This is a genomic window from Variovorax terrae, assembly GCF_022809125.1.
In the GTDB taxonomy this organism is placed as follows: domain Bacteria; phylum Pseudomonadota; class Gammaproteobacteria; order Burkholderiales; family Burkholderiaceae_C; genus Variovorax_A; species Variovorax_A terrae.
Window position 1 is genome coordinate 463,264 of record NZ_JALGBI010000003.1, and the last position, 19,254, is coordinate 482,517.

Consider the following 19,254-nt stretch of genomic DNA (forward strand, 5'->3'; position numbering starts at 1 on the left):
TCAGCTCTTGGCGGCCGGTTCGGCCGGGGGAGTGTTGGCGCGGCGGGACGCCGGGCTGCGCAGCCAGCGCCCGAGGCGCCGCAGCAGCAGTTCGAGGTCGTCGATGTAGGTGAACACCGCGGGCACCACCAGCAGGCTCAGCACCGTGGAGGTGATCAGTCCGCCGATCACCGCGATCGCCATCGGCGAGCGGAAGGTCGGGTCGGCCGCGCCGAAGCCCATCGCGATCGGCAGCATGCCCGCGCCCATCGCGATGGTGGTCATGATGATGGGGCGCGCGCGCTTGTGGCAGGCGTCCAGCAGCGCGTCGAAGCGGCTCAGGCCCGCGACGGCCGGCCGGCCGTCGCTGCCGTCGTGTCCGCGCCGCGCCACGATGGCGTACTCCACCAGCAGGATCGAGTTCTTGGTGGCAATGCCCATCAGCATGATCAGCCCGATCAGCGAGGGCATGGAGAAGCTCATGCGCGCCATCAGCAGCCCCACGAAGGCGCCGCCCAGCGCCAGCGGCAGCGCGCACAGGATGGTGACCGGGTGCAGGAAGTCCTTGAACAGCAGCACCAGCACGATGTAGATGCACAGCACGCCGGTCAGCATGGCCAGGCCGAAGCTGGCGAACAGCTCGCCCATGACCTCGGCATCGCCGATCTCCACCACCTTCACGCCCGGCGGCAGGTTGCGCACGGCGGGCAGCTGCTGCACGGCCTGCGCCACCTGGCCCAGCGGCAGGCCCGACAGCTCGATCTCGAAGTTGATGTTGCGGGCGCGGTCGTAGCGGTCGATCACGGCCGGGCCGCTGGCGAGCTCCAGGTGCGCCACCTGGCCCAGCATCACGGGCCCGCGCGCGCCGGGCACGGCCAGCCGCTCCAGCACCGCGAGGTCGCGCCGCGCGGCGTCGTCCAGCCGCACCATGATCGGCACCTGGCGCTGCGACAGGTTGAGCTTGGGCAGCATCACGTCGTAGTCGCCCAGCGTGGCCACGCGCAGCGTGTCGCCGATGGCCGCGCTGGTCACGCCCAGGTCGGCGGCGCGCGCGAAGTCGGGCCGTACCGCGATCTCGGGGCGGATCAGGCTGGCGCTGGACGCCACCTGCCCCAGGCCGGGGATGGTGCGCAGGTCCTTCTCGACGGCCAGCGCGGCTTCGCGCAGCGCCTGCGGGTCGTCGCCGGTGAGCACCAGCACGTATTTCTCGCCCGAGCCGCCGAGGCCGACCTTGCTGCGCGCGCCGGGCAGCTGCTCCAGCGCGGCGCGGATCTGGTTCTCGATCACCTGCTTGCCCGGGCGCTGGGCGCGCTCGTCGAGCAGGATGGTGAGCGTGGCCTTGCGCGTCTCGGCCGCGCCGGCGGGCGTGAACGGGTCGCTGCCGGCGGTGCCGGTGCCGATGGTGGTGTAGACGCGCCGCACGTGCGGCACCTTGGCCAGCAGCCCGCGCGCCTGCTCGGCCGTGGCGCGGGTCTGCGCCAGCGTGCTGCCCGGCGGCAGCTCGAGGTTGACCTGGGTCTGCGAGTAGTCGTCGGGCGGGATGAAGCCGGTGGGCAGCAGCGGGATCAGCGCCACCGAGCCAAGGAAGAACAGCGTGGCCGCCACCATGGTCTTGAGGCGGTGCTGCAGGCACCAGCGTGCGCAGCGCATGTACAGCGCCATCCAGCGCGGCTCGGCCTCGGCCGCCGCGATGGGCTTGAGCAGGTAGGCCGCCATCATCGGCGTGAGCACGCGCGCCACCACCAGCGAGGCGAACACCGCGAGCGCGGCGGTCCAGCCGAACTGCTTGAAGAAGCGCCCGGCCACGCCGCTCATGAAGGCCGTGGGCAGGAACACCGCGATCAGCGTGAAGGTGGTGGCGATCACGGCCAGGCCGATCTCGTCGGCCGCTTCCATCGCGGCCTGGTAGGGCGTCTTGCCCATGCGCAGGTGGCGCACGATGTTCTCCACCTCCACGATGGCGTCGTCCACCAGGATGCCCACCACCAGCGACAGTGCCAGCAGCGTGATGACATTGACGGTGAAGCCCAGGAAATACATGCCGGCGAAGGCCGGGATCACCGACATCGGCAGCGCGATGGCCGAGACGAAGGTGGCGCGCCCGTCGCGCAGGAACAGCCACACCACCAGCACCGCCAGCAGCGCGCCCTCGTACAGCAGGTGCAGCGAGCCTTCGTACTCGTCCTGCACCGGCGTCACGAAGTCGAAGGCCTCGGTGAGTTCGATGTCGGGATGCTGGGCCTTGAGCTCGTCGAGCGCGCGGCGCACGGCGTTGCCCACGGCCACCTCGCTCTCGCCGCGGCTGCGCGCGACCTCGAAGCCCACCACCGGCTGGCCGTCCAGCAGCGCGGCCGCGCGCTGCTCGGCCACGGTGTCGCTCACGGTGGCCACCTGGTCGAGCCGCAGGTGGCGGCCGTCGGGCAGGGCCAGCTCCAGCGCCGCCACCTCCTGCGCCGAGCGCACAGTGGCCAGCGTGCGCACCGGCTGCTCGCTGCCGCCCAGGTCGGTGCGCCCGCCCGCGATTTCGAGCTGCACGTCGCGCAGCTGGTGCGACACGTCGGCCGCCGTCACGCCCAGCGCCTGCAGCCGCGCCGGATCGAGCGCCACGCGCACCTCGCGGCTCACGCCGCCCACGCGGTTGACGGCGCCCACGCCGCGCACCGCGAGCAGCTTGCGCGCCACGTCGTATTCGACGAACCAGCTCAGCGCCTCCTCGTCCATGCGCGGCGAGCGGATGGTGAAGGCCAGCATTGGCTGCGAGGCCAGGTCCATCTTGGTGACGATGGGGTCGCGCACGTTGCCCGGCAGTTCGGCGCGCACGCGCGCCACCGCCGAGCGCACGTCGTCCACCGCCTCCTGCAGCGGCTTCTCCAGGCGGAACTCGACGCTGATGAGCACGCCGCCGTCCTGCACCTTGGTGTACATGTGCTTGAGGCCCTGCACCGTGGCGATCGAGTTCTCGAGCTTGCGCGCCACGTCGTTCTCGAGCTGGGTCGGCGAGGCGCCCGGCAGCGACACCGCCACGTTCACCATCGGCAGCTCGATGTCGGGGAAGTTCTGCACCTTCATGGCCTTGAACGACAGCAGGCCGCCGAAGGTGAGCAGCACGAACAGCATCACCGCCGGAATCGGGTTGCGGATCGACCAGGACGAGACGTTGATCATCGGGCGCTCCTCAGCGGGCCGCAGCCGCGGCCGCGGCGGGCGCCGCCGCGTCGGCCAGGCGCACCAGGTCGCCGTCGTTGAGGAAGCCGGCGCCGCTGGCTACCACGCGCGCGTCGGCCGGCAGGCCCGTGAGGATCTCCACGCGCTCGCCGGCGAGCCGGCCGGTCTGCACCTTGAGCCGCGTCACGCGCAGGTCGGGGTTGAGCCGGAACACGTAGCTGAAGCCGTCGCGCAGCACCACGGCCTGCTGCGGCACGGTGAGCGCATCGCTGCCGCCCAGCTCGAACTCGCCGCGCGCGAACATGCCGGGCAGCGCGGCGCCGGCCGTGCCCGGCGTCTGCGCGCCGAGCGGAGGCAGATCGACATAGACCAGCCCCGAGCGGGTCTGCGGGTCGACCGTGGGCGCGATCTTGCGCACCCGCCCGGTGAGCCGCGCGCCGCTGGCGGCCGTGACGGTGGCCTGGGTGCCGGGCGGCAGCCGGCCGATCTCGGCCGAGACCACCTCGGCGCGCCATTCGAGCCGGCCCTGGCGGATCAGGCGGAACAGCTCGGTGCCCGCGCCGACCACCGCACCCACGGTGGCCAGGCGGGCCGAGATCACGCCGCTGTCGGGCGCCGGCACCTGGGTGTATTTCAGGCGCAGCTGCTGCGTGGTGAGCGTGGCGCGCGCCGCCTCGACGCGTGCCTTGGCGGTCTGCTCGGCCGTGGCGTACTGGCTGATCTGCTGCGCGCTCAGGGCGCCCGTGGCCTGCAGTGTGCGCGCGCGCTCGGCGTTGGCCGCGGCCTCGGCGGCCTGGGCCTCGGCCTCCAGCAGCCCGGCGCGCGCCTGGGCCAGGTCGGCCTGCACCGCCTCGTCCGCGAAGCGGGCCAGCAGCTGCCCCTTCTTCACCACGTCGCCCACGTTGACGTGGACCTCGCTCAGCCGCAGGCCGTTGGCCTCGGAGCCGACGCTGGCTTCCTGCCAGGCGGCGATGCTGCCGTTGGCCGCCAGCTTGAGCGGCAGGTGCGTGCGCTGCGGCTGGACCACCGTGATGGTGAGTGCGGGCCGGGCCGTGGGCGTTTTCTCGTCCGCGGCCCGGGATTTTGTGGCAAACAGCGCGAAGGTCCCCGTCCCCAGGACACATGCTGCTATCAAAAGAGGAGCGAACGGGAGGATTCGAAGGTGCTGCATCATCGGTTCAGTTCTTGGCCAGGTCATCCGTGGGGCGGCTCCAGCCGCCGCCCACGGCGCGGTACAGGGCGATCCAGGCGCCGACGCGCTCGCGCTGCAGCGCGATCCATGCGGTTTCAGCCTGCAGCGCCAGGCGGCGCGCTTCTTCGAGCTCGAACAGGTTGCCCAGGCCGCCCTGGTAGCGCGCCTGGCTGGCCGCGAGCGAGCTGCGGTAGCCGTCGACGGCGTGCTGCGCGTCCTCGGCCCGCGCGCCCGTGCTGTCCAGCCGCACCAGCGCCTCCTCGACCTCGCGCACGGCGGTGCGCACCTTGGCGCGGTAGCTGTTGACGGCCTCGGTGTAGCGTGCGCGGGCGGCCCCGGTCTGCGCCGCACGTGCGCCGCCGTCGAACAGCGGCAGCGTGAGCGCGAGCGGGCCCAGGGTCCAGGTCGAGCCCTCCAGCGTGTGCGCGCCGCGGGCGCCGGAGTTGTAGCGTTCGCGGCCGATCGCGCCGGTGAGCGACAGGCTGGGATAGCGGTTGGCCAGCGACGCCCCCACGTCGGCACTGCTGGCCACCACCTCGCGCTCGGCGGCCAGCATGTCGGGGCGCTGCGCCAGCACCTGGGCCGGCACGTCCGCCACCTGCAGCGTCGCCGGCTGCGGCAGGGCGGCGCCATCGCCGGCCTGCGCCAGCTGGCGGCGCAGCGCGGGCTCGTCCAGCGCCGCCAGTTCCACCAGCACCTTGACGGCCACGTCGCATTCGGCTTGCTGCTGCCGGGCCTGGCTGGCGCCCTGGGCGGCGCTGGCGCGGGCCAGGGCGGCCGACGCGGACGACTCGAAGCCGGCGCGGGTGCTGAGCTCGGTCAGCCGCGCGGTCTCGGCGCGCGATTGCGCGTCGGCCCGCGCCGTGGCCAGCAACTGCTCGCAGCTGCGGTAGCCGATGTACTGGTTGGCCACCTCGGCGGCCACCGACACGCGCGCGTCGTGCCACAGGGCCTGGGCGCCTTCCAGCCGCGCCTGGGCGGCGTTGCGCGCCGCGCGGGCGTGGCCGAACACGTCGATCTCCCAGCTGAACTGCAGCTGCTGCTGGCTGTCGCTGATGGTGAGCTGGCGCGTGGTGGCAACGTCGTTCTGCCGTGTGGTGTTGAGCACCGCCTGCGCGCTGGGCAGCAGCGCGGCGCCGGCCGACACGCGGGTGGCGCGGGCCTGCTCGAGGGTGGCGCGCGCCGAGGCGACGTTCGGGCTGGCGGCCTGGGCGGCCTCGATCAACTGCACCAGCAGCGGGTCGTTGAACTGCTGCCACCACTGGGTCAGGTCTGCCAGCCGGCCGTTGTGCGGCAGCGGCGCCTGCCACTGCACGGGGGCCGCGGACGGCACGGCGGCGGGCGGCGTGGGCACGGCGCAGGCCGCGAGCCACAGCGGCAGCACCAGCAGGGGCCATCTCCGCCGGCCGCCCAGGTGGCCAGTTGCACAAACCTTCTTCATGTCGTTCCCTCGGGGGCGGCGGCACGGTGCAGGCCGCGACGGCGGGCCTGGCCCGGTGACCAGCCCGGAGCTGGCGTGACGGCCCGGGCGGGGCGGCCGGCGTGCTCCGATTCTTGCGGGAAATTACAGCATACAAACATGGCGGCGCACGCAAAGGCCGTGGCCGCCACGGGTCATTTGAAGTCGTGCGCCATCTGCTCGGTCATGGGGACCGATTCGCTGGTGCGCACGCATTCGGCGATGTAGCCGGCCAGCGGCGGCGCGGCGTCGATGCCCTCGGCCAGCAGGCGGCTGTTGTCGAACACGTAGTTGAGTTCGGCGAAGGCGCCGTACAGCATCAGCGCGCGCAGGATCAGCAGGCGGTTGACCTTGCCCAGGCGCTGCTCGAACAGCGGCACCAGCTCGCGCAGCCGGTCGACCTCGACCTGCTGGTAGCGCGGCGCGATCGGCTCGGTGCCGCGCGCCGCGGCATAGGCCGCGTCGATCTCGGTGAAGCGGTTGCTGCCCAGGCCGGCCGAGACGTGGTACAGGTCGTGCGCCAGCGTGGGCTTGAGGCACAGCGAGACCAGCGCGCGCGCACACCAGTCGGCCGGGATGATGTCGATGCGCTCGTCGGGCGCGCAGGTGAAGCGCTCCAGCGCGAACGCCATGCGGAACACCCAGAAGATGCTGGGCGAGGGCGCGCAGCCCAGCGTGCTGTGGCCGACCACGATGGAGGGCCGCGCCACCACCAGCGGCAGGCCGGGCAGCGCGCGCAGCGCATGCTCCACCGCCACCTTGGAGCGGGTGTAGGGCACCAGGTGGGTGTCGTCCTGCAGGCCGGCCTCCCACGACTCGTGCACCGGCGAGGCCAGGCCCGGCCCGCAGCACATGGCGGTGCCCACTTGCAGCCAGCGCGTGAGCTGGGAGCGCGCGATCACCGCGCGTGCCAGCGCCAGCGTACCGTCCACGTTGCTGGCCCAGATCTTGGGGTTGCTGGAGAAGGTGGCCAGCGCCGCGCAGTGGATCACATGCGTGAGGCCGGCCAGCAGCGGCGATTCGGCGAAGGCGTCGATGCCCGTGAGGTCGCCGCAGATCACCTGGGCGGGCGTGACCGCCTGCGCCTGGGCGGCCGTGGCGCCAAACCGCAGCAGGTTGTCGCGAAGGCGCTCGCAGCCCTGCTCGGGGCTGGCGGCGCGCACCAGAAAAATGGTTTGCGGCAGCAGGCCGCGCTGGGCGAGATCGGCCGCAGCCGCCCCCCCTACAAAGCCGGTGCCGCCTGTCAGCAGGATGCGCATCAGTCGGTGTCCTGGGAGGAAGGGGCGCGTTTGAAGATCAGCGACACGTTGGAGCCGCCGAACGCAAAGGAATTGGACAGCACGTACTCCAGGGAGGCCGTGCGGGGGTGCGCGCTCACATCGAGGCGGGCGCAGCGCTCGTCGCGAGGTTCGGAGCCCAGGGTGGCGGGGATCAGCTGCTGCTGCAGGCTGGCGACGCAGACCGCGGCCTCCAGCGCGCCGGCGGCGCCCAGCAGGTGGCCGTGCTGCGACTTGGTGGCGCTGACGGGCGGGATCGCCGCGCCGAACACCTGCTCCAGCGCCTGGGCCTCGGCCACGTCGCCGGCATCGGTGCCGGTGGCGTGGGCGTTGACAGTGCCGATGTCCTGGGGCTGCAGCCCGGCGTCGTCGAGCGCCTGGCGGATGGCGTACACCTGGCCGGCGGTCTGCGGATGCACCAGCGAGGCGGCGTCGCAACTCGTGCCGTAGCCCACCAGCTCGGCCAGCGGCCGCGCGCCGCGCGCCATGGCGTGGCGCGGGCTCTCCAGCACGAAGGCGGCGGCGCCCTCGCCGATCACGAGGCCGCTGCGCTTGCTGGAGAACGGCCGGCAGGCGAGTTCGGCCGATTCCACCGTCTTGCGCGTGCTCAGCACCCGCAGCGCGCCCCAGGCGGCCATCACGCCGGGCGCCAGCATGGCTTCGCTGCCGCCCACCAGGGCCAGGTCGATGCGGCCGGCGCGCAGCGCCAGCAGGGCTTCGCCCAGGGCCGAGGCCGAGGACGCGCAGGCCACGCTGTAGGTGTGGTTGGGGCCCTGCAGCTTGTACTGGATGGCCAGTTGCGCCGCGGCCGAATTGCCCATGATGCGCACTACGGTCATGGGGCGCAGCGGCGCGTGGTCCACCAGCAGCCGGTGATAGCCGGATTCCGTGGTGTGCAGGCCGCCCATGCCGGTGCCCCAGTAGACGCCGGCCCGGCGCGGGTCGACGGCCGGCGCCGCTTGCGCCCAGGCCTCGCTGGCCGCGCGCAGCGCCAGGGCGCAGGCGCGGTCGGTGCTGACCGATTCGAACTGGCGCAGCTCCTGCTCGGACTCGGCGTTCAGCGAGGCGATGAAGGCATCCGGCGCGCCGGGGTACTGGAGCCAGCTCTCGGGAACATGGGAAAAGCAGGCGGTGGGCTGCTGCAGGGCGTCGCACAGAGCCTGCCAGCCGCTGCCTTGCGGACCGATCGTGCCAATGCCCGTGATCCAGGCCGCGGGAGAGGCGCTGCTCACGATGCGGCGCGGCTGCTGTCGATCAGGGTGACGATCTCGCCAACGGTGGCGGGTACGGCGTCAGGCGCGACATTGCCCAGGTCGACGCCGAATTCTTCTTCGATGGAGAAGAGCAGTTCGGCCACGGCCAGTGAATCCAGCCCCACGTCGGCCAGCCCGGTCTCGGGCGTGACGGCGCTGGTGTCCAGATGGTGTTGGGTGTTGATGAGCTGAATCAGTCGCTCAAAGGTGTTAGCCAAGAAAAATCTCTCATTCGACGGGAGCCATACTGTAAAGGAAATGTAAAGGCGCAGTGTCGAACACGCATCCGTAGTTTGCCGTACAAGCATGACCGCCACCTGACCAAGGCGGGCCGGCTGGCCGCCGCAGCCGGTCAGCCGAACACGGCGGCCCAGAGGGCCAGCACGGCCTCGCGCTCGGCCTGCAGGGCCGGCGGCTCGACCTGGGTCGGCTCCTCGTTCAGGCGCGCCTGGTGCTGCACCCGGCGCAGTTCGCGGTAGGCGCTGGCCGCCGCCTGGCCCACGCCGGCGGGCAGCAGGCCCTGCTCCTCCGAGCGCAGCAGCAGCGCGATGTTGCCGACGTTGTCGATCAGCTCCGGGTGGCGGGCGGACTGCGACAGCACCAGGAACTGCACCGCGAACTCGGCGTCCACCATGCCGCCGGGGCTGTGCTTGACGTCGAACCGGTCGTCCTTGACGGGCCGCGCGGCCCGCACCTTGTCGCGCATCGCGACGATCTCGCCGCGCAGGGCGGCCACGTCGCGCGGCGCGGTGATGACGGCCCGGCGCACGGCGTCGAAGCGCTCGCGCAGCGACTGCCCGGCGCCGGGCGCGGGGGCTTCCGCTCCGCCCAGCACGAAGCGCGCGCGCGTCATGGCCTGATGCTCCCAGGTCCAGGCGGTATTGCTGCCGCGTTGCTGCTGGTAGTTGGCGTAGGCCTGGAAGGTGGTGATCAGCAGGCCGGAGTTGCCGTTGGGCCGCAGCGCGGTGTCGATCTCGAACAGGTCGCCCTCGGCGGTCTTGACCGTGAGCCAGTTGATCAGCTTGCGCACGAAGGCGGCATAGACCTCGGGCGCGCGCTCGTCCTCGTCCTCGTAGACGAACACGATGTCCAGGTCGCTGCCGTAGCCGAGCTCCTTGCCGCCGAGCTTGCCGTAGCCGATGATGGCGAAGCGGGGCTCGTCATGATGCTTGCTCTTCAGGCGCTGCCAGCACCAGCGCGCCGTGACGCGCAGCACGGCATCGGCCAGCGCGCTCAGGTCGTCGGCCACCTGCTCGACGCTGAGGCGGCCCTCGACGTCGCGCGACAGAGTACGGAACACCTCGGCGTGGTGGGCGCGGCGCAGCAGGTTGAGCAGGGTTTCGTCGTCGTCCTCGCCGGTGGACTTCAGCGCGCCGCGGCGCTGTTCGAGCTCGCGCTCGAAGTCGGCCGCGACGAAGCGCTCAGACAGCATGGCATCGCTGGCCAGCTCGTCGATCACGCCGGGGTGCAGCAGCAGGTAGCGCGCCGGCCAGCGGGCCGCGCCCAGCAGGCGCAGCAGGCGCAGGTGCACGGAGGGCCGCTCCAGCAGCAGGGCCAGGTAGCTTTCGCGCCGCAGCAGCGGCTCGATCCAGTCGGCCAGGCGCACCGCTGCGTCTTCGCTGACCTTGCCTTCGCGCAGCCACTGCGCGGTGCGCTGGACCAGCCGCGCCAGGCGTGCGCGCGCATCCTCGCGCAAGGCCCGCACGCGCGGATGTTCGCGCCACAGCAGCACGCGGTCGCGGAACTGGCCGGGCAGTTGCTCCAGCAGGTCGTCGAGCTCCGGCGCGGCGGCCCGGCCGCCCTTCGGGCCGTTGCAGCCGCAGCTCTTCTTGCAGTCCGGGTCGGTGGCCGGCGTGCCGTTGCCCAGCAGGGTGTCGAACTCCTGCGCCACGAACTCGCGGTGCGCATCGAGCTCGTGCAGGAAGGCGCAGCAATCGGCATAGCCCATGGCCTGCGCGATCCAGGCCAGGTCGTCGTCCTGCGTGGGCAGGACATGGGTCTGCTGGTCGTCCAGGTACTGGATGCGGTGCTCCACGCGGCGCAGGAATTCATAGGCCCGGGCTAGCGCCTGCGCCGTATCCTGCGGCATGAGGCCGGCCCGCGCCAGGCGCTGCAGCGCATCCAGCGTGGGGCGGGTGCGCAGCTCGGGGAACTGGCCGCCGCGCACCACCTGCAGCAGCTGCACGATGAACTCGATCTCGCGGATGCCGCCGCGCGACAGCTTGACATCGTTGGCACGCTCGGGACGGCCCGCGCTGCGGCGCGAGGCGTGCTCGCGGATCTGCCGGTGCAGCGTGCGCAGCGCGTCGAACACGTTGTAGTCGAGATAACGCCTGAACACGAAGGGCAGCACCGCGCCGCGCAGGGCCTGCGCCGAACCGGCCACGCAGGCCAGCGGCGCCACCACCCGGCTCTTGAGCCAGGCGAAGCGCTCCCACTCGCGGCCCTGCACCTGGAAATATTCTTCCAGCGCTCCCAGGGACACCGCCGGCGGCCCGGAGTTGCCATGGGGCCGCAGCGCCAGGTCGACGCGGAACACGAAGCCATGCTCGGTGGTGTCGCCGATCAGGCCGTAGATGATCCGCACGGCCTTGGCGAAGTATTCATGGTTGGAGATGCGGCCGCGGCCGTCGGCCGTGCCCGCGGTGTCCCCGCCGTGGTCGTAGACATAGATCAGGTCGATGTCGCTGGACACGTTGAGCTCGCGCGCACCGAGCTTGCCCATGCCGACCACCCACAGCTGGGCCCGTTCGCCCTCCGGCGTGCGCGGCGCGCCATGTTGGGCGTCGAGCTCCTGCCAGGCCTGGGTGCAGGCCACGTCGAGCGCGAACTCGGCCAATTCGGTGACGGCGCGGGTCACGACCTGCAGCGAGGCCTGCGCATCGCAGTCCAGATGGATCAGCCGCTCCATCACGAGCTGGCGCAGGATGCGCAGGGCGGTGCCGGCATCGGCGACGTCCCGGCGCAGCGCCTGGAAAGCCTGTTCCAGGGTGGCGCGCACCGGCGCTCCTTCGGGCAGCAAGGGCAGCTGCGCGCCATAGCGGCGGCGCAGCCGCTGGGCGAAGCGCGAATGGGAGGAAAGCGGTTGGTCTGCCGGCGCCGGGGACGCGGGATCGGACGTGGCGAGGGCCGCGCCGTTTAACAAAACTTCACTGTTCTGCTCAAAGCCCTCGGGACCACTGCGGGTCATAATTCCTGTCACATCCAAGTACACAATGAATGAATCGACGCCGCACCCCTCACGCATGCTGAAGGCGTCCGCCGCTGCCGCGCAATGGCTATTGTGGCTGCTGCTGGGCGCAGGGCTGCTGTTCGCAGTGGCCTGGGGGGCGCTCCATGGCTGGATTGTGCCGCGAATCGGCGAACTTCGCCCAAGACTGGAAATCGAGGCGACGCGGGTGCTGGGCGTGCCAGTGCGCATCGGCGCGATCACGGCGCAGTCGGCGGGGCTGATCCCGGCGTTCGAACTGCGCGACGTGGCCCTGCTCGACCCGCAGGGGCGCGAAGCCCTGAAGCTGCCGCGCGTGCTGGCGGCGCTCTCGCCGCGCTCGATGTGGCGCCTCGGCTTCGAGCAGCTCTACATCGACCGTCCCGAACTGGACATCCGCCGGGCGGCCGACGGCCGGGTCTGGGTGGCGGGGCTGGACCTGTCCCTCGGCAGCCGCGACGACGGCCGCGCCGCCGACTGGTTCTTTTCCCAGACCGAGTTCGTGATCCATGGCGGCACTGTGCGCTGGACCGACGAGCAGCGCGCCGCGCCGCCGCTGACCTTGAGCCAGGTCGATTTCGTGATGCGCAACAGTGCGAGGCGCCACAACCTGCGGCTCGACGCCACCCCGCCGGCCGGCTGGGGAGAACGCTTCAGCCTGGTCGGCCTGTTCCGCCAGCCGCTGCTGTCGGGGCACGAGGGGCGCTGGCAGGACTGGGATGGACAGGTCTATGCCGACTTCGCCCGCGTCGATGTCTCCCAGCTGCGGCGCTATGCCGACCTCGGCCTGATCGAGGTCAGCGAGGGCGATGGCGCCCTGCGCGCCTGGACCCAGGTCAGCAAGGGGCGGCTGGACGGCGGCACGGCCGACGTGGCCTTGAATGAGGTGAACGTCAGGCTCGGCCCGCAACTGGAGCCGCTGGCCCTGACCTCGGTGGTGGGGCGCTTCAGCGGGCGCCTGCTGGCCACCGGCTTCGAGTTCTCGACCGAGGGGCTGCAGTTCCAGACCCAGGAGGGCCTGCGCTGGCCCGGCGGCAATGTGGCGGCGTCCTATCTGCAGGGCGAAGGCCGGGTGGCGGCGCAGGGGCAGCTCCGCGCCGACAAGCTCGACCTGGCCGCCATTTCCCAGATCGCCCATCGCCTGCCGCTGGGCACGGCCACCCATGCGGCGCTGACGGCTTATGCGCCCAAGGGCCTGGTGGAGACGGTGCAGGCGAGCTGGGAAGGCTCGCTGGACGCGCCGGACAAGTTCACGGCCAAGGGCCGCGCGAGCCAGCTCGAACTGGCCGCCCGGCCGGCCGATTCGGTTCCCGGCACCACCGCAACCCATGAGGCGGCCGGTATTCCCGGGGTGCGCGGCGCCAGCATCGATTTCGATCTGACCCAGGCCGGCGGCAAGCTCAGGCTGGCGATCCAGAGCGGCGCGCTGGTGTTGCCGGGCGTGTTCGACGACCCGGTGGTGCCGTTCGACCAGTTGTCGACCGACGCCCAATGGCAGGTCCGCGACGGGCAGATCAACGCCACGGTGTCGAACCTGAAGTTCGCCAATGCGGATGCGCAGGGCGAGGCCCAGCTCAGCTGGCGCACCAGCGACCCGGCCCGCAGCGCGAGCCGCTCGCGCTTTCCCGGCGTGCTCGATCTGCAGGGCACGCTCAGCCGCGCGGAGGGTGCGCGGGTGCACCGCTACCTGCCCTCGGCGCTGCCGCTGGCGGTGCGCGACTATGTGCGCGCCGCCGTCGTGCAGGGCAAGGCCTCGGGCGTCAAGTTCCGCGTCAAGGGCGACCTGCACGAGCTGCCGTTCACCGATCCCAAGCGCGGGGAGTTCCGCATTTCGGCCAACGTGCAGGACACCACGTTCGCCTTCGCGCCCAGCACCCTGGCGAGCCAATACAGCGCCACCTGGCCGGCGCTGACGCAGCTGTCGGGCGAGCTGGTGTTCGAGCGCGCCACGATGCAGATCAACGGCGCCACGGGCCGGTTCACGGGCGCGCCCGGCCTGCAGATCACCCGGGCCGATGCGCGCATTCCCGATCTGGAGCATGCCACCACGGTGGTGGTCAACGCGCAGGTGCAGGGCTCGCTGGGCGATGCCCTGGGCGTGGTGGCGGCCTCGCCGCTGTCGGCCATGACCGGCCATGCGCTCGACCGCGCCACGGCCACCGGCAACGCCGATGTGAAGCTGCTGCTGACGCTGCCGGTGCACGCCATCCAGCAGTCGAAGGTGCAGGGCAGCGTCACGCTGGCCGGCAACGACCTGCAGATCACCCCCGCCAGCCCGGTGCTGTCGCGCGCGCGCGGGGTCGTGGTTTTTTCAGAGAGCGGCTTCTCGCTCAGTGGCGCGCAGGCGCGCGTGCTCGGCGGCGACATGCGCGTGGAGGGCGGCATGCGCGCCGCGCCGGCAGCAGCCGGGGCGGCCGGCGCCGAGGCGCTGACCCAGTTCCGTGCCCAGGGGGTGGCGACGGCCGAGGGCCTGCGCCAGGCGCGCGAACTGGGCTTCCTGTCGCGCCTGGCGCAAAACGCCAGCGGCAGCGCGGCCTATGTCGCGACGCTCGGGTTCCGGCGCGGCGTGGCGGAACTGTCCATCTCCAGCAACCTGCAGGGGCTGGGGCTCAACCTGCCGCAACCCCTGAACAAGAGCGCTGATGCGGCCCTGCCGCTGCGCTACGAGAACACGCTGGTGCGCGAATCGCTGCAGCCGGGCCCGAACGGCCAGCCGCGGCTGCAGGACCAGCTGCTGCTCGACCTGGGGCGCGTGGCCTCCATCGCCTATGTGCGCGACCTCAGCAGCGGGCCGGAAGCCCGCGTGATCCGCGGCGGCATCGGCGTGGGGCTGGCCGCGGGCGAGTCGGCGCCCATGCCCGAGGACGGCGTGGTGGCCAACATCAACCTCGCCAGCGTGGACCTGGATGCCTGGGAGGCCCTGCTGTCCGGTGCGGCCGGCACCAGCGTCGCGGGCGGCACCGCGTCCGCGGCGGCGGCCGGCCCCAGCGCCGCGCTGGGCTATCTGCCCACCAGCATGGCGATACGCGCCAAGGAGCTGAGCTTCGAGGGCCGCCAGCTCCACAACGTGGTGATCGGAGGCTCGCGCGACGGCCTGACCTGGCGCGCCAACCTCGATGCCACCGAGCTCAACGGCTATGTCGAGTACCGCCAGCCCTCGGGCGCCGGCGCGGGCCGGGTCTATGCGCGCCTCGCGCGCCTGAACATCGCGCAGGGCGCGGCCAACGACATGGAGGCCCTGCTCGACGAGCAGCCCGCCAACATTCCTGCGCTGGACGTGGTGGTGGAGGACATGGAGCTGCGCGGCAAGAAGCTGGGGCGCGTCGAGATCGACGCCGTCAACCGCGGCGCGGGCGCCGTGGTGCGCGACGGCGGCGTGCGCGAATGGCGCCTGAACAAGCTCAACGTGACCCTGCCCGAGGCGGTCTTCACGGCAACCGGCAACTGGGCGGCCATCAATGCGCAGGGCGTTGCACCGGGAGGGCCCCGGCCGGGGCCGCGCAATGCGCACGAGCAGCGCCGCACCGTGATGAACTTCCGGCTCGACATCAGCGACTCGGGCGATCTGCTCGGGCGCTTCGGCACCAAGGGCGTGATCCGCAGCGGCAAGGGCCGGCTCGAAGGCCAGGTGGCCTGGGCCGGCTCGCCGCTCTCGCTCGACTACCCCAGCATGAGCGGGCAATTCAACGTGAACGTGGAGAACGGGCAGTTCCTCAAGGCCGACCCGGGCCTGGCCAAGCTGCTGGGCGTGCTGAGCCTGCAGTCGCTGCCGCGCCGGCTCACGCTGGATTTCCGCGACGTGTTCAGCGAGGGCTTCGCGTTCGACTTCATCCGCGGCGACGTGAAGATCGACCACGGCATTGCCTCCACCAACAACCTCCAGATGAAGGGCGTGAACGCGGCCGTGCTGATGGACGGGCGGGCCGACATCGCCAAGGAAACGCAGGACATCAAGGTGGTGGTGGTGCCCGAGATCAATGCCGGCACGGCCTCGCTGGTGGCCACCGTCATCAACCCGGCCGTGGGCCTGGGCAGCTTCCTGGCGCAGCTGTTCCTGCGGCGCCCGCTGATCCAGGCGGCCACGCAGGAATTCCACATCGACGGCACCTGGGCCGACCCCAAGATCACCAAGGTCGAACGCCAGCCCGCCACCGACGGCAAGACCGGAACCCCGCCATGAGCCGCCGCATCGTTTCCCGAAGCCCAGGCCGTCCCACAAGCGCCTCCATCAGCGCCTTGCCCAGGAGCACATCATGAAAGTCGCCGCCCTCCAGATGGTCTCGGCCACCAGCGTCGCCGCCAATCTGCAGGCTGCGCACACCCTGCTGCGCGAGGCGGCGCAGGGCGGCGCCGAGCTGGCCGTGCTGCCCGAATACTTCTGCGCCATGGGGCTGCGGGACACCGACAAGCTGGCGTTCCAGGAGACTTATGGCCGCGGCCCGATCCAGCAGTTCCTGGCCGACGCGGCGCGCGAACTCGGGCTGTGGATCGTCGGCGGCACGCTGCCCCTGGCCGGCAGCGACGCCGCGCGGGTGCGCAATAGCTCGCTGGTGTTTTCGCCTGGCGGCGACTGCGTCGCGCGCTACGACAAGATCCACCTGTTCCGCTTCGACAGCGGGCGCGAGCACTACGACGAGGCGCGCGTGATCGAGCGCGGCGGCGAGCCCGTGGCGTTCGATCTGCCCTCGCGCAGCGGCCGCACCTGGCGCGTCGGCCTGAGCGTGTGCTACGACCTGCGCTTTCCCGAGCTGTACCGGGCGCTTCGTGCCGATCTGCTGCTGGTGCCCAGCGCCTTCACCCACACGACGGGCCAGGCTCACTGGGAGGTGCTGCTGCGCGCGCGTGCCGTGGAGAACCTGGCCTACGTGCTGGCGCCGGCGCAAGGCGGGCTGCATGAGAACGGCCGCCGCACCTGGGGCCACTCCATGCTGGTGGACCCCTGGGGCACGGTGCTGGCCGAGCGCGCCGAGGGCGCGGGGCTGGTGCCGGGCGAGCTCGAGGCCGGGCGCCTGGCGCAATGCCGCCTGCAGCTGCCCGCGCTGGAGCACCGCACGCTGTGAAGGCCCTGCTGAGCAAGCCGCCGTCGGGCTGGCTGAGGCCCTGGCGGCGCTGGACGCTGTGGACCCTGCTGGTGGTGCTGGTGGCCGCCCTGCTGGTGACGCTGGTGTGGCTGGCCGGCCGCTACGAGGCCAGCCAGGTGCAGACCCGGCTCGAGCGCGACACCGCCGACGCCATCAGCGACATCCGCGCCGCGCTGACGCGCAACGTGCAGAGCCTGCAGGCCCTGCAGTCGAACACCCCGACGCCGGGCTCGTGGGCGCTCGAGGCCTCCACGCTGCTGCGCGAGCACCGGGAATGGGTTCGCCTCGAATGGCGCGACAACGCCCTGAACCTGCTGGCCTATGCCGACACGCCGTTTCGCGCGCCGGTGTTCTCGCGCCTGGGCCGCGACAACGCGCAGACCGATATCGGCCTGGCCTGCGCCTCGGCGCGCCGTTTCAGCGGCCCGGCCTATTCCAGCTCCTACTTCCTGCCCCAGCCCGACGGGCTGGGCATGGAGGTGATGGAGCTGTGCCTGCCGCTGGCCAACGCGGGCAAGCTCACGGGCTACGTGCTCGCCACCTACTCGCTGCAGGAGGTGCTGGGCGACCTGGTGGGGCGGCAGATCACGCGCAGCCAGGAGGTCTCGTTCACCGAGGCCGACGGCACGCGGCTGGCGCTGTACGGCTCGTCGCGGCGCGGCTCGCGCGTCTTCACGGCGCAGCAGCTGCTCGACCTGCCGGGCCACACCCTGGTGCTGCGCATGGACAACTGGCGCGCCGCGCCCGACCTGTTCCCCAACGTGCTGACCGCGCTCGTGACGGCGATGTCGATCGCGCTGGTGTCGGTGCTGGTGCTGCTGGGCAAGGACATGCGCCGGCGCCAGCGCGTGGAGCGCGACCTGGCCGACGCGCTGGCGTTCCGCAAGGCGATGGAGGACTCGCTGGTCACCGGCCTGCGCGCGCGCGACCTGCAGGGCCGCATCACCTACGTCAATCCCGCGTTCTGCCAGATGGTGGGCTTTTCCGCGGAGGAGCTGCTGGGCCAGAGCCTGCCCGCGCCCTACTGGCCGCCCGAGCGCGTGAGCGAGTACCAGGAGCGCCAGGCCGTGCGGCTGGCGGGCCAGCATTCGCCGCCGCGCGAAGGGGCGGAGTCGGTGTTCATGCGCAAGAACGGCAGCCGTTTTCCCGTGCTCATCATCGAGGCGCCGCTGATCAATGCTCAGGGCATGCAGACCGGCTGGATGAGCGCCTTCCTGGACATCAGCGAGCAGCGCCGCGTGGAAGAGCTGTCGCGCGCCTCGCAGGAGCGGCTGCAGGCGACGGCCCGGCTGGCCACCGTGGGCGAGATGGCCTCGCTGCTCAGCCACGAGCTCAACCAGCCGCTGGCCGCCATCTCGAGCTACGCCACCGGCTCGATGAACCTGCTGCAGCACGAGCCGCCCGGCGCCACGCCCGTCATGGCCGACCTGGGGCTGGCGATGCGGCGCATCGCCGAGCAGGCCGAGCGCGCCGGCAAGGTCATCAAGAGCGTGCACGACTTCGTGCGCCGGCGCGAGCAGGAGCGCGAGGCGGTGGCGCCGCAGGCCCTGCTCGACGCCATCATGCCGCTGGTGTACCTGCAGGCGCGCAAGCTCTACGTGCGGGTGCAGACCCGGCTCGACGACGGCCTGCCCGCCGTGCTGTGCGACCGCACCATGGTCGAGCAGGTGCTGCTCAACCTGGCGCGCAACGCCATGCAGTCCATGGACCGGCCCGAGATCGCCGAGCGCGTGCTGCTGATCCAGGTGCGCCACGCCGCCTCCAGCGGCAACAACCGCTGGCTCGAATTCTCGGTCGCCGACATCGGCCCGGGCATCCCGGACGAGGTGGCGCAGCGGCTGTTCACGCCGTTCTTCACCACCAAGGCCGAGGGCATGGGCCTGGGCCTGAGCATGTGCCGCACGGTGGTGGAACAGCATGGGGGGTTTCTCGGGTTCCAGCCGAACCAGCCCACGGGTACCATCTTCAAATTCACCCTGCCCGCCAGGAAGGCGGCAAGCCCCTATGGAACGAACGCTTGATGCAACGGTTTTCATCGTCGACGACGACGCCGGCGTGCGCGAGGCCCTGGCTTGGCTGCTGCGCTCGCGCCGCCTGCTGAGCGAGGCCTACGACAGCGCCGAGGCCTTCGAGCGCATCCTGCAGCGCGGCTTCGTGCCGTCCCAGCCGTGCTGCCTGCTGCTGGACGTGCGCATGCCTGGCATGAGCGGGCTGGCCCTGTTCGACAAGCTGGTCGAGCGCGGCCTGTCCGAGGCCATGCCGGTGATCTTCCTGACCGGCCACGCCGATGTGCCGACGGCCGTGGACATGGTCAAGCGCGGCGCCTTCGACTTCTGCGAGAAGCCCTTTTCCGACAACGCCCTGGTGGACCGCATCGAGCAGGCGCTCAGGCGCTCGGCGCAGGTCGTGCAGGCGCGCCGCGAGAAGCTCAGCCTGCAGGCCAAGCTGGCCGAGCTGACCGAGCGCGAGCGCGACGTGATGCGGCTGGTGGTCGAGGGCCTGCCCAACAAGCTGATCGCCGACCAGCTCGACATCAGCGTGCGCACGGTGGAAGTGCACCGCGCCCGCGTGTTCGACAAGATGGAAGTGAAGTCGGCCGTGGAGCTGGCCAATCTGCTGCGCAACCTGTAGCGCCCCGCG

General features: G+C 71.7%; 11 protein-coding genes. 4 read left to right on the forward strand and 7 right to left on the reverse strand.

Annotated elements, in window-relative coordinates:
- The 7 genes from MMF98_RS21625 to glnE form a co-directional block, all read right to left on the reverse strand.
- The gene (locus MMF98_RS21625; RefSeq protein WP_243309689.1) at nucleotides 1-3,141 is read right to left on the reverse strand and encodes an efflux RND transporter permease subunit; all 3,141 of its coding nucleotides are present in this window, start codon (nucleotides 3,139-3,141) and stop codon (nucleotides 1-3) included.
- 13 nt (nucleotides 3,142-3,154) lie between these two features.
- Nucleotides 3,155-4,315: an efflux RND transporter periplasmic adaptor subunit gene (locus MMF98_RS21630; protein WP_243309414.1), complete on the reverse strand. Its 1,161-nt coding sequence runs from the start codon at nucleotides 4,313-4,315 to the stop codon at nucleotides 3,155-3,157.
- A gap of 7 nt (nucleotides 4,316-4,322) precedes the next feature.
- The gene (locus MMF98_RS21635) at nucleotides 4,323-5,777 is read right to left on the reverse strand and encodes an efflux transporter outer membrane subunit (protein WP_243309415.1); all 1,455 of its coding nucleotides are present in this window, start codon (nucleotides 5,775-5,777) and stop codon (nucleotides 4,323-4,325) included.
- Between the two features lie 173 nt (nucleotides 5,778-5,950).
- On the reverse strand, nucleotides 5,951-7,054 hold the full coding sequence (locus MMF98_RS21640; protein WP_243309416.1) for an SDR family oxidoreductase: 1,104 nt from the start codon (nucleotides 7,052-7,054) through the stop codon (nucleotides 5,951-5,953).
- A complete protein-coding gene (locus tag MMF98_RS23755) occupies nucleotides 7,054-8,304 on the reverse strand; it encodes a beta-ketoacyl-[acyl-carrier-protein] synthase family protein (protein ID WP_243309417.1) in 1,251 nt (416 codons plus the stop codon). The genes MMF98_RS21640 and MMF98_RS23755 overlap by 1 nt, the downstream gene beginning before the upstream one ends.
- The gene (locus MMF98_RS21650) at nucleotides 8,301-8,543 is read right to left on the reverse strand and encodes a phosphopantetheine-binding protein (RefSeq protein ID WP_243309418.1); all 243 of its coding nucleotides are present in this window, start codon (nucleotides 8,541-8,543) and stop codon (nucleotides 8,301-8,303) included. The genes MMF98_RS23755 and MMF98_RS21650 overlap by 4 nt, the downstream gene beginning before the upstream one ends.
- A 134-nt stretch (nucleotides 8,544-8,677) precedes the next feature.
- Entirely contained in the window at nucleotides 8,678-11,515 is a 2,838-nt protein-coding gene (glnE, locus tag MMF98_RS21655) for a bifunctional [glutamate--ammonia ligase]-adenylyl-L-tyrosine phosphorylase/[glutamate--ammonia-ligase] adenylyltransferase (RefSeq protein WP_243309419.1), read from the reverse strand.
- A 55-nt stretch (nucleotides 11,516-11,570) separates the two neighbouring features.
- On the opposite strand from glnE, the gene MMF98_RS21660 reads away from it, so the two are divergent.
- The 4 genes from MMF98_RS21660 (at nucleotide 11,571) to MMF98_RS21675 (ending at nucleotide 19,245) form a co-directional block, all read left to right on the forward strand.
- Nucleotides 11,571-15,713 carry a YhdP family protein gene (locus MMF98_RS21660; RefSeq protein ID WP_423837663.1) on the forward strand — a complete coding sequence of 1,381 codons (4,143 nt, stop codon included), beginning with the start codon at nucleotides 11,571-11,573 and terminating at the stop codon, nucleotides 15,711-15,713.
- 73 nt (nucleotides 15,714-15,786) lie between these two features.
- Entirely contained in the window at nucleotides 15,787-16,593 is an 807-nt protein-coding gene (locus MMF98_RS21665) for a carbon-nitrogen hydrolase family protein (protein WP_243309421.1), read from the forward strand.
- Nucleotides 16,590-18,635, forward strand: a complete 2,046-nt coding sequence (locus MMF98_RS21670) for a two-component system sensor histidine kinase NtrB (protein WP_243309422.1) — start codon at nucleotides 16,590-16,592, stop codon at nucleotides 18,633-18,635. The genes MMF98_RS21665 and MMF98_RS21670 overlap by 4 nt, the downstream gene beginning before the upstream one ends.
- A complete protein-coding gene (locus MMF98_RS21675; RefSeq protein ID WP_243309423.1) occupies nucleotides 18,619-19,245 on the forward strand; it encodes a response regulator transcription factor in 627 nt (208 codons plus the stop codon). The genes MMF98_RS21670 and MMF98_RS21675 overlap by 17 nt, the downstream gene beginning before the upstream one ends.
- The last annotated feature ends 9 nt before the right edge of the window (nucleotides 19,246-19,254 follow it).